The organism is Stackebrandtia soli, from assembly GCF_965137155.1.
Lineage (GTDB): Bacteria > Actinomycetota > Actinomycetes > Mycobacteriales > Micromonosporaceae > Stackebrandtia > Stackebrandtia soli.
The window spans coordinates 24,586-35,298 of record NZ_CBCRZX010000047.1; the positions used below are offsets into that span (position 1 = coordinate 24,586).

General features: G+C 65.1%; 10 protein-coding genes. 3 read left to right on the top strand and 7 right to left on the bottom strand.

All coding sequences use genetic code 11. The features are described 5' to 3' along the window. The first annotated feature begins 1,084 nt into the window (after nt 1–1,084). Complete coding sequence (locus ACM9NP_RS20285) at nt 1,085–2,356, top strand: S8 family peptidase (protein WP_415648339.1); 1,272 nt, start codon at nt 1,085–1,087, stop codon at nt 2,354–2,356. Between the two features lie 140 nt (nt 2,357–2,496). Here ACM9NP_RS20285 and ACM9NP_RS20290 read toward each other — a convergent pair whose 3' ends face one another. The 4 genes from ACM9NP_RS20290 to ACM9NP_RS20305 form a co-directional block, all read right to left on the bottom strand. Further along, a complete protein-coding gene (locus ACM9NP_RS20290; RefSeq protein ID WP_415648340.1) occupies nt 2,497–2,865 on the bottom strand; it encodes a VOC family protein in 369 nt (122 codons plus the stop codon). Nucleotides 2,866–2,934: 69 nt separating this feature from the next. Beyond that, complete coding sequence (locus tag ACM9NP_RS20295) at nt 2,935–3,528, bottom strand: DUF1707 SHOCT-like domain-containing protein (protein WP_415648341.1); 594 nt, start codon at nt 3,526–3,528, stop codon at nt 2,935–2,937. Nucleotides 3,529–3,647: 119 nt separating this feature from the next. Further along, entirely contained in the window at nt 3,648–4,121 is a 474-nt protein-coding gene (locus ACM9NP_RS20300; protein WP_415648342.1) for a hypothetical protein, read from the bottom strand. 96 nt (nt 4,122–4,217) lie between these two features. Next, nucleotides 4,218–4,805 (bottom strand): hypothetical protein, encoded by a 588-nt coding sequence (locus ACM9NP_RS20305; RefSeq protein WP_415648343.1) that lies wholly within the window; start codon nt 4,803–4,805, stop codon nt 4,218–4,220. 459 nt (nt 4,806–5,264) lie between these two features. Between ACM9NP_RS20305 and ACM9NP_RS20310 the strand changes: the two genes are divergently transcribed. Both ACM9NP_RS20310 and ACM9NP_RS20315 read left to right on the top strand, forming a co-directional pair. Then, a complete protein-coding gene (locus ACM9NP_RS20310) occupies nt 5,265–5,696 on the top strand; it encodes a hypothetical protein (protein WP_415648344.1) in 432 nt (143 codons plus the stop codon). A 99-nt stretch (nt 5,697–5,795) separates the two neighbouring features. Beyond that, nucleotides 5,796–6,365: a hypothetical protein gene (locus ACM9NP_RS20315; protein WP_415648345.1), complete on the top strand. Its 570-nt coding sequence runs from the start codon at nt 5,796–5,798 to the stop codon at nt 6,363–6,365. A gap of 102 nt (nt 6,366–6,467) precedes the next feature. Here the strand turns inward: ACM9NP_RS20315 and ACM9NP_RS20320 are convergent, their stop codons facing one another. The 3 genes from ACM9NP_RS20320 to ACM9NP_RS20330 all read right to left on the bottom strand — a co-directional run bounded on the left by ACM9NP_RS20320 (nt 6,468) and on the right by ACM9NP_RS20330 (nt 10,598). Continuing rightward, the gene (locus ACM9NP_RS20320; RefSeq protein ID WP_415648346.1) at nt 6,468–7,082 is read right to left on the bottom strand and encodes a hypothetical protein; all 615 of its coding nucleotides are present in this window, start codon (nt 7,080–7,082) and stop codon (nt 6,468–6,470) included. A 251-nt stretch (nt 7,083–7,333) separates the two neighbouring features. Then, on the bottom strand, nt 7,334–7,939 hold the full coding sequence (locus tag ACM9NP_RS20325) for a hypothetical protein (RefSeq protein WP_415648347.1): 606 nt from the start codon (nt 7,937–7,939) through the stop codon (nt 7,334–7,336). Nucleotides 7,940–9,440: 1,501 nt separating this feature from the next. Then, nucleotides 9,441–10,598 (bottom strand): hypothetical protein, encoded by a 1,158-nt coding sequence (locus tag ACM9NP_RS20330; protein ID WP_415648348.1) that lies wholly within the window; start codon nt 10,596–10,598, stop codon nt 9,441–9,443. Between the last annotated feature and the right edge of the window lie 115 nt (nt 10,599–10,713).

Below are 10,713 nucleotides of genomic sequence, written 5' to 3' on the forward strand. Positions count from 1 at the left end.
ANAACGGTTTCGCCACGCAACCCGCCCCACCAAGCCGAAGAATGGCCCGGCAAGGCGACCACCACCTCGACGTCAACGAGTGCCCTCCGAGCACGCCTTCTGTTGACCATCACAGATTCCCCCGCGAACACCGGACGCCCGAGAGCCACGGCCTCGCGAACGCCCGCGACCGCAACACGAACCGTCTCCATCGGGTGGACCGAGAACCACGGCTTGGTGGGGCGACGTACGCGACCGCAACACGAACCACCCAACAGGAAGAAAGACCCACCAAGCCGCAAAACCAGACCACCCCCAAGTCGAAAGTCTGCGGCCACCCACCCAAAGACAAGCACTCCCGGCCTTGCGAACGTCACCCCCCAGGCTCAGCGGACACCCCGCGACCGCAACACGAACCACCCAACAGGAAGAAAGACCCACCAAGCCGCGGAACACGACCACCCCCAAACCGCAAGCCCCGTCGGCGTGGTCGGCGGCGGCCCCCGAGTATCGCCGTGACTGGTCAGGCGTCACGCGGCCAAGACGCCTCGACTGAGCCTGACTCCATACCGCGGACAATTCTATATCCACAGTAGATTAATGCAGTTCTCACGAATGTCAACGCATAGTCCAAACTATAACTACGGAGAGTTACGTTCATTGATTCATAACTTCCTCATCCGACCTCAATCAGCGAACGCCAATTAACTGAAATCGACGTAGCTGAATGTAGTCGACAGGTTTCCAAAATGACTATACGACGGCGTAAGTTGACCCTCGGGCGTCCATTTTGGGCGAAATTCGCCACGTTGCGTTGCGAGACAAGGACTTTACGAAGTGTTATTCCACTATATGGGATGCGCCTTGTGTCACAACCTACCCGCCGGTAGCGTCCCCGCACATATCTACCGGCATCGCTGTAACGCTCAGTAGATTAGAAAAAATTAAATACCCCACTCTTTACATACGTGGAATGGACGAACTATCGTTCGCCACAGATCATTTGCCACCCGTGGTGAGAGATCGCTTCTTTCGAAAGGATCGATATCGCACTCCATAACGGATCGGTAACGGTCCTTCACCCCCTACGAAGAGAGAAGACAGTATGAGTATCAAGAAGGCAGGGCGTCGTACGGCGCTCGGCGTCGTTGGCTTCGCCACCGTCGCCACTGCCGCCGCGATGCTTGGGGCCGCCCCGGCACACGCCGAAGGAACCGTGCTCAGCGCCGGTGAAGACGCCATCCCCGGCAGCTTCATCGTCATGCTCGAGGACGACGCTTCGACGAAGTCGGCCCCGACCATCGCGGACAAGTACGGTGTCGAGATCACCTCTGATTTCCGCGCCGTCAACGGCATTGCGATCGAGGCGACCGCCCAGGAAGCCCGTCAGATCGCTGCGGACCCGCGGGTCGACTACGTTCAGGAGAACGGCGTCGTCCACACCATGGGCACGCAGGACAACCCGCCCTCGTGGGGTCTGGACCGTCTGGACCAGGACGCCACCGCCGGCGACAACTCCTACACCTACCCCGACACCGCGGGCACCGGCGTGACGGCGTACATCGTCGACACCGGCATCGCGGTCGACCACCCGGACTTCGAAGGCCGGGCCGTTCACGGCTTTGACGCCGTGGACAACGACGACGACGCCACCGACGGCAACGGACACGGCACCCACGTGGCCGGCACCATCGGTGGAGCTTCCTACGGCATCGCCAAGGAAGCGACCCTCGTCGCCGTCCGCGTTCTGGACGACAACGGCTCCGGCACCTACGAAGGTGTCATCGCCGGTATCGACTGGGTCGCTCAGAACCACGAAGGCCCGTCCGTCGCGAACATGAGCCTCGGTGGCCCGCAGGACCAGGCTGTCAACGACGCGGTCACCGCCGCCGTCGAGTCGGGCGTGACCTTCGCGGTCGCGGCCGGCAACGAATCCTCTGACGCTTGTGGTGTGTCCCCGGCTTCCACACCAGAAGCGATCACGGTTGCGGCTTCGGACGACGCTGACGCCCACGCCAGCTTCTCCAACTTCGGTGAGTGCGTTGACATCTACGCCCCAGGCGTGGACATCACCTCCACCTGGCTGGATGGCGGCGAGAACACCATCTCCGGTACTTCGATGGCTTCCCCGCACGTCGCGGGTGCCGCTGCCCTGTACCTGGGTGAGAACCCCGACGCCACCCCCGCTGACGTCGAGGCTGCGCTGAAGGACAACGCGCTGACGGACGCCATCTCCGGTGCCCCGGCCGGTACTCCGAACCTGCTCCTCAACACCGCCTTCCTGAACGGTGGCGGCGGCGAGGACCCGACCGACCCGGAAGAGCCGACCGACCCGGAAGAGCCCGGTTGGCCGAGCTGGCCCTGGTGGCCTTGGTAAGCGGACCGGCCTAACGGCCACCGCTGCTCCGAGCAGTAGTTCTCTTCACAACATGTAGCGCGGCCCCCGGATTCGTCCGGGGGCCGTGTTGTGTCATGCGCGGAAGCCGACGCGTGTCGCTCCGTCTATGATGGACTGGCTCAGGAACGCGTACGGCACAGGCAGAACGGATGCCCCGCCGGGTCCAGATACACGACGAAGCCGTACCCGGTGTCTCCGATGTGCTCCTCACGGAACATCGCTCCCAACTCGACGATCCGCGCGCCCTCCGCCTCCAGGTCATCCACTTCGAAGTCGATGTGGACCTGCTGACCGCGCTCCTGGCCCGGCCACTCCGGAGCGCGGTAGTCGTTGACGTGCTGAAACGCCAACGCGAATCCGGGTAGATCCACGCTGGCCCAGTCCAGGTCGGAATCCTCGCGAACGGTTCCCCCGGCGACGGCCGCGTAGAAGCGCGCCATCCCCATCGTGTCACTGCAGTCGATCACCACGTCACTCAGCTTGATCATGACGTGAGCATACGACGATCGACCATTGGGAACGTCGTCCATTCCTCGGCGGGGCCGAGCCGTGGCACGTCAGAAGTAGTAACGCCGCTTGCCGTCATCCACATAGACCTTGACGGTGCCGATGCTGGTGTCGAGGCGCAACCGGATCGTCGGCGCCGGAATGTGCGCGGGCAGCTGGTTCTCCGCGATCGTGCGCGTGCCGAGCGACGAGTTTCCGTCGACGATGAGCCGCACGTTGTCCGGCACGACGACCTTGATCGTGCCGATCGCGGTGGACGCGTTGATCGTGACGTCGGCCGCGTCTAGTTCCGCATCCCGCAGGTCCAATTTGATCGGACCGATGGAGACGCCCAGCGTCGAACGGGCGGGCAGCCTCCAGCGTCCACTGCGTTTGATCGCGCCGATCGGAACGTGTTCGGTCCGTTCGGATTCCGAGCCGGGCGCTGACGTCGTCACGTTCGGCGCCACGGGCAGGTCCTCGACGAGCTCCTGCAGGTCGGCGCGGGTACGAGAGGAGTACACGGCACCGGAACGCTCGGAGAACTCGGCGAGGGTGAGGCGTCCCTCCGAGACGGCCGTGTTCAACAGCGACACGATCCGCTCGCGCTCCTCGTCGGAGGCGCGCAACGAGAGCTCACGGCCCGGTTCATCATGCGTAGACATGCAACACATCGTAGTGCTTGGGGGCCTCGTCCCGCGCCCCCAACGATGCTCGGATTCCGGGACGCGGGTGCTCGTTCCGACCGACCGGCTCGGCACCGACCGGGCAAAACCGCGGCCGGTCAGGGACTCCCGCCGGCCCGCACGTGTCGCCGCCATTCGCGATACATCCGGTCGAAGCAGCGGCGCATCGATCGAGGTGGTCGCCAACCCCATTTCATGCAGGTCAGCGCCGAGACCGTGATGTCCCTGCCGTCGACGCGAATAGTCGCGACCCACTCCCGTTGACCACCGCCGATCTTCATGTCGTTGATGTCCGACCACGAGATGAGCGTCTCCTCTGTGGAACCGATTAGTTTGACGCCCTCGTCCGACAGCTCGATCCGCTTGCGCAGCCCGACGGCGAGTCCGATCGCCGTTCCCGCCATGACGAACCACAGACAGCAACCGGCGATCGTGGCGAAGACACCGTCGGTGATGCCCTCCGTCAACACGTACACCGGCACGGCGACCGTCATCCACCCCAGCAGGAAGACGCCGATCCCGTTGCGCGCCAATGCCGCGCGGCACCGTATGACTTCGACAGGTTTCGACATGTCTCGACGTTACGATCCGTCTTCCACACTGGCGGCAAGGCTCAGCCGGCCAGTGGGCCCGCCGAAGCCGCGAAACACTCTACTATGAACGTTCTATCAGGACTTCAGCACGGGAAGTCCCGCACGCAGGCGTTCCAGGAACGCCGTCACGTCCAGGCATTCGTCCTCTTCGTCGACGACCTCCAGCACGAACGCCTCCACGATCGTGTCGGGCGTGTAGTCCGCCTCGTCGAGCATGACGTCGCCGTAATTGTCAACATAGGAGGCTCCGTCGGCGCTGACCCGGAGGTCGTGGTCGGAGTTGATGACCCACGGCACGATCACCGGGCCGGTGGACAGGATGCCGCTGTTGTAGTAGCCGTAGACCAGGTGCGTGAAGTCACCGACTCCGATGTGGATCTCGCAGTCGCCGCCCTCCAGCGTCTCCGCGGTCGTTCCGCCGCCGACGTACAGCCCCGGAATCGTCTCGTACAGGGCGATCCGGCCAGAGACAGCGAGGTCACCGGTGACGACGACGAGGTCGGCCGTTCCGTACTTCGCCACGCCCTCAAGGAAATCACCCTCGATGCTCAGATCCCCGTCGACGAGCAGAACCGTCTCATAGTGCCCCTCGAAGACACCCGCCAACCCCTCGACCCGCGCACACGCCACGTCGAACGACACGACCTCGAACCCAACACCCACGACAAACCACCTCGACCATTCCAACACCCACCAGGGCAGACACCACATTCCCCCGCAACCTAACAACCCCCACCGACATCGCCGCCACCACAAACGCATCCAAGTGGACACTTGACCACCGATGGTAGATTCGCGGACCCATGTGAACGTCTCCGCGTGTCTAAAGCCTTTCCCGTCCCGGGGCGGGGCATCCAAGGCGCCGCCGCGTGCTTCCATGAGAGATCAAGGACCTACCCACATCGAGCCAAAGCGCATTCCTGAGGAGATTCAAGGACGTGGGAAAACTCGCCCGACCATCGGCGTCGATCGTGCCGAGTTCATGCGTGAGTTCACGTGAATTCGCTTAGCCGCAATGATTCGGAGAACGAATCCACAGCGGCGATCCACTCGTCCAGGTGGGCCCGGATATCGATTGTCGTGGGGATTCTAGTCGCGATTCTGGTCGCATCGTCGCCCCTCGTGATCGGCACCTTCGGCGGAACACTGGCCACGACTTCGGAGCCGTTCATCTGGGATGGACAGTCGTCGATGACTGCGGCGATTGAATATCGACGCCCTGGTGCCGTGGTCTGTGTTACCACCGACAGCGCGGGCGAGAGCTCGGAGATCGTGGCACCGACGGGACGCAACAGCAGTTTTCAGCGATATCGGAACGTCACACTCGAGCCGTTCGGTCGAGCGCCGATCACCGTCGAGTGCTCGGGTCCCGGGGTGCGCATCTTCGATGGCTGGTTGGGATTCGTTGTCCGTCTCGGAGGAGCGCTCTTTGCCGTCTTCATGGTAATCGGCGTTCTGGTGGCGGCCGTGACATTCATGGTGCGCCGATGGTTGCTCACTCGATGGATGCGGACGCAACCGGAATATGGTGAGCTCATGCGTTCGAGACGGTAGCCTCGAATCGCCTTTGCTGATCCATAGTGTTCACTTGACGTAGACAAATGGGTGCCGGATCGGTGTGACCCCATGTGTGTCACGGGTGTGGAGGGTGTTGTGGTTGAGGAGTATTCGCCGGTCGGTGAGTTGAATCGGTTGTGGGAGTTCGATAGGGAGCAGCGGGAGTTCTACGCCGGGCGGTTCGAGATGCGTCCGTTCGGTAAGGACAGTGGGATCGCCTCGTGGTCTGAGGATGACGAGTTCCTGCGTCGTCTGCCGTGTTTCGCGTCGGGTAACTCGTCTGGTTCGCTGTTGGCCGTGTGGCGGCATGACGACCTCGACCCAGCACAGTGGCCGGTCGTCGCGTTCGGGGACGAGGGCGGGTTCGGGCTCGTCGCCGCGGATACCGTGTCCTTTCTGCGGTTGCTCGGTGCGGATGCCGACCTACACGTCGAGCCCGGTCGCGATGACTATCCCGACTCCGCCTGGTACGACAACGATGACCATCTCCGACCGACGCCGGGCAGCGAACGGTACGTCGCGTGGCTCGCCACTGAGTTCGGCCTGGAACCGGGCGACCCCGACGAGATCGTCGACACGGCCGTCGAACACTGGGGAGATGGCCTCCATGACTGGCTTGAGACCTACCTGCCCAACTTTGACCGCCGCGAACCGGAGACGGACTGACGTCCGGGCTCCGATCAGGAAGCGACCAGCAAGGTCGCGAAGGCGTTCGAGCCGCAACCCATAGCCCCGCACCGGCATCAATAGACGAACGCTCCGGTTTTCCTATGCGGCGTCCGGGCTTGCGATTGGCTTCGGGTACGACCAGGCCTTTTCACAGGATGTACAGAGCCACGCGTTCTTCCACACGTTGCGGTCCTTGGCATAACGGCGGCGGATGGCGGCGTGCTCGCGGACGGCCTTCCGGAACTCGGGGTCGCTTGTGTCCACCTCCACCTTCGTGGTCCTTTCGAAAGTCTTGGCCACGAACGCGCCGATCAGCCCGATCGGGCCCATGATGGGGGCGACGTACTGTGGGCCCGCGTCCGTCCAGATGAGCGCGCCGATACCCGCGACGACGACGAAGACGGCGATCACGGCAAGCCAGTTCGTCTGCTGGCGCGGCTCTATCAGTGGGGGGTTCGGCCGTGGGCCGGGTTTCGCGGGCGGGCGAACGGCCAGCGCGAGTGGATCGTTGATGATGACTCCGTCATCTCCGAGATCCGTGTTCGCGACCCAGAAATCGGGGACCGACGACATGGGAGCGGCTCCGCAGTCGGGACACTGGGGACCATCCGCGCCAACCGTCAAATCGGCGGTCTGGATGTCCGCGTTCCCAAGCGAGGTCCCAGTTCCAAGCCAGTCGCCGTCCTCGTCGTAGTACACCACGGTGTCGGACATCGTTCCGTTTTCCTTCCGCCACAGGGCTTGTGCGCCCACCCAACGGCACCGCACGTTACCAGGCCCACCCGATAGCGCGCTTGAAACTGTTGCGGCACAGGGCGCCCAACTCGGCTTGGTGGGGCGACGTACGGAACTGGAAGACAAACCACGGACAGGAAGAAAGACCCACCAAGCCGAAGCTCTGTGGCCACCCGGTTGAAGGCGATTCGGTGGTTCCGTCCGAGCCGCAACGGAAGTGCCTGGTACTGCTATGCCTTGCTGGAGCTCGGTGATGTGGGGTCGAACCAGGCCTCTTCGCAACTCCGGCACAGTCGAGCGTTCTCCCACCGGCGGCGGGCCTTTGCGTACTCGCGACGGACGGCGGTGTGTTCGCGGACCGCATCCTGATACTCGGCGTCATCAGTGTCGAGTACCAGTTTCGATGGTCTTTTCAGGACGGAACCACCGGCGATCGCGGAGGGTACGAGGATCGGAGTGTAGCCGCCGACCACGCCTTGAGTCCACAAAAGAATGCAGAGCAGCAGGACGAGAACGACCACTACTCCGACGATCAGCCAGTACGTGCCCGAGGAGTCGCTCCTACTGATCGGGGGTTTCGGTCTTGGGCCGGGCTTTGTCGGTGGCCGGAACTCCAGCGCGAGAAGGTCTTTGACGACCACGCCGTCGTCGCAGATGCTCGTGTTCGCCACCCAGAAGTCGGGAACGGACAGCAGTGGGCCGGTCCCGCAGTCCGGGCCACGGCCTCCGTCCGCGAAGACGGCCTGATTCGCAGTCTGGATCGGCGTGCTCCCGAGGCGGTGATCCTGCCCGAGCCAGGCCCCGTCCTCGTCGAAGTACTGTGTCGCGTCGGGCATGCTTCCCGTTCCCCTTCCCGCCTCAGGGTCGGTGTCCACCGAGGAAACCGAAGGCTAGCAACCGCCTGCTACTGCGACGTCCGAAACCATGCCGCGCAGTGGTTCCAGCGCATGGGGCCACCCACTTCCGGCTTGGTAACCCATCCACGCGCGACGGCGCCCACCTTCGGCTTGGTGGGGCGACGGGCGGGGCCGCAACGCGAACCACGGGCAGGAAGAGAGACCCACCAAGCCGGGAGACGCAACCACCGACCAACCCTGACGACACGCGAGGTGGCCGGGCCGCGATGCCCGCGCGGTCCACCTCCGCGCGGAACCCCTTGGGGGATGAGGTTCTATCGGTGGCGAAGCTGTTCAACCAGGGGCGGGCAGGGCCACTCGACACGGCAGGTGCGGCACCGTGTCAGCTTGCGATTCCGGCGGGCGGCCCGAGACCCAAACAGCCACACCGCAATCCGGCGCAGTCGAGAACGACGCGGGATGTGCGCGAGACACAGGTCGTCATCGCGCTCGACGCCGCTTGACCCCGACGGCTCCGGTTCCTGTTCGCGCCCCGAATCCGGAGGCGCCGCCGGATCAGGTGCCGGATTGATGCCCGGAGGGTCGAACTCCGCCGACGTCGCCTGGGGCCGTTGGGTTGTGAGGGTGCGGCCGGGCGGTGATCCCGTGGCCGCCGCTTGGACCGGCTCCGTGCCCAAGGACGTCGCATACTGGCGCTCTCGTGACTCGCGTCCAAGTTTGGCGGTTCGCGGCTGAACGGACAGGGACGACCCGATTGGCCTTGTCAGGTCCCACCGGACCGGGCCGGGCTTGCGGGGTGGGGCGACCGGGCATCGTCCGACGGCCTGACCCGTTGGTGTGCGGCGATACCGGGACGTTCCGACGTCCGGGCCGGAAATGCGGCGACCATCCACATAGAAGGTGATCCAGCGGTCTCGGACATCGGCCCTCGGACGGCGGTCGGGTGCGACGTCGACGAAGATCGTCACCGGAGCACCATCGGATCGGCGCCGCAGCCAGGGAATTCGGTCGGCTCGGCGGGTTCCGCCTCCCATCACCGAGGCTCCCCCGGCAGCACGGCTGACGGATTCGCTCGGCGCGGTCGATCGGGCCACGGCCTCGCGGGTCGACGATGCCGCGCCCGCAACCGAAGTAGTCGAACGCGGCACGGCGACGCGCGATGTGGTCGAAGGAGCCGAAGTGGTCGGGCGTAGCGCTTCCACAGCCGGAGTAGTCGATCCGGCCATGGCCTCGCGGGTCGAACGTGCCGCGCCCGCAACCGGAGCGATTGGACGGGGCATGGCCTCGTCCGACGCGGTCGAAGGTTGTCCTGCCGTGTCCGGCGCCGGTGGGCGTGGTTGGCGTGCCTGGTCGAGGATTCGCTGGGCGAGGGACCGCCAGTCCTCCTGGTATCGGTCGGCCGCAGGGATTCGCGACGTCGTGCCGAGTCGCGGGTGGACGATCGGTGGCGCGATCCGGTCGAGGTGGAAGTTCAGCGTCGTCATCGGGCCACCGCCTGTCGCCCGGCGTCAGTGCCCTCGTCGTCCATGGTGGTCTTCTCGTAGACGATGCCGCTGTGTGCCCGTGATCGGCGCTGCTCGGTGTCACCGAACCAGGCGCGGTATCGGGCCTCGATCGATTCCGGGTCCGCCAGTGCCTCCGCGAGGTCGACCGGCGGTGGCTCCGGTGTGGACGTCGGCGCTTCGGTACCGATCGTGTGCTGGACGGGTACGGGGCCGTCGGTCGTGGCGTCGTCCGGATCGTCGGATCGGTAGCGGTCGATGACGGTCCTCGTGATGTGCCAGGCGATCGCAGGTTCGCCGGCCCAGTCGAGCTGGCCGGTATCGAGGTACAGCAATGGGATCGCCGTCCCGAGTGCCGTCACGACGCCGAGCGGGGCGGTGACGGCGCCGCTGCCGACGAGCAGGTCGACCCTGGCACGGCCGGGGCGCTCCACCGTCATGACGACGACGCGGCCTTCGACGACGGTCGTCCCCAATGGGCGTCCGACCGCGATTGAGGCGGCCGAGCTTCCGTCCCGCCGTGTCTTTTCACCGCTGGGCTTGACGATGTTGCGCCGCAAGCGATCTCGCCGATCTCCTTGTCGTCCGTCCTCGCCCCCGGACGTCGCCTCGTCGCGCACGCGGCGCCGGTCTCGTCCAGACGGTTCCGCGTCGAGCGGTGCCGTCTCGTCGGGGAGGCTCGGATTGTCGATGGCGGTGACGGGAGTCGATCGGTAGCGGTCGACGGCGGTCCTCGTTATGTGCCAGGCGATCGCGGGTTCGGACGCCCAAGCGCGCTCGCGCGTGTCGAGGAACAGCAGTGGTACGGCGGTGTCGAGACCGGTGACGGCGCCGAGCGGGCCGGTGACGACGCCTCGGCTTCCGAGCAGGTCGACGCGCGCTTCTCCGCGGCCCGTGGTGGTGATGACGGCGGGGCAGCCGTCGACGGTGAACACGCCGAGCGGTCGGGCCGGTTCGCTTGTGGTGTCGGTGTTTCCGGTTCCTCGCGTCGCGGCTCCGTCCGTGAGTGCGGTGCGGCGGGGTGTGACGGCGGTGGTCGTGCGGATGTCGGGTTGTGGTGTGGGCACGGCGGCACCGCCTCCTTTGAGTCCCTTGTGGTCGCGGATCGGGCAGTGGGCAGGGTCGTAGATAGGCATGTAGAACCCCATTTCGAACGCTTCTCGTGGCACGCGCCGCCCCGGCACGCAGTACGAGAGTGGATGGTGGAATGTGGAGCGAGTGGGNGTCGGGCGGCGCGCCTCGATGGGACGC

What these genes read in the sequence shown, in the direction of transcription:
- ACM9NP_RS20295 (WP_415648341.1), bottom strand. Translation starts at nt 3,528, where the DNA reads ATGTCTACGCATGATGAACCGGGCCGTGAGCTCTCGTTGCGCGCCTCC.
- ACM9NP_RS20290 (WP_415648340.1), bottom strand. Translation starts at nt 2,865, where the DNA reads ATGATCAAGCTGAGTGACGTGGTGATCGACTGCAGTGACACGATGGGG.
- ACM9NP_RS20325 (WP_415648347.1), bottom strand. Translation starts at nt 7,939, where the DNA reads ATGCCCGACGCGACACAGTACTTCGACGAGGACGGGGCCTGGCTCGGG.
- ACM9NP_RS20300 (WP_415648342.1), bottom strand. Translation starts at nt 4,121, where the DNA reads ATGTCGAAACCTGTCGAAGTCATACGGTGCCGCGCGGCATTGGCGCGC.
- ACM9NP_RS20320 (WP_415648346.1), bottom strand. Translation starts at nt 7,082, where the DNA reads ATGTCCGACACCGTGGTGTACTACGACGAGGACGGCGACTGGCTTGGA.
- ACM9NP_RS20285 (WP_415648339.1), top strand. Translation starts at nt 1,085, where the DNA reads ATGAGTATCAAGAAGGCAGGGCGTCGTACGGCGCTCGGCGTCGTTGGC.
- ACM9NP_RS20330 (WP_415648348.1), bottom strand. Translation starts at nt 10,598, where the DNA reads ATGCCTATCTACGACCCTGCCCACTGCCCGATCCGCGACCACAAGGGA.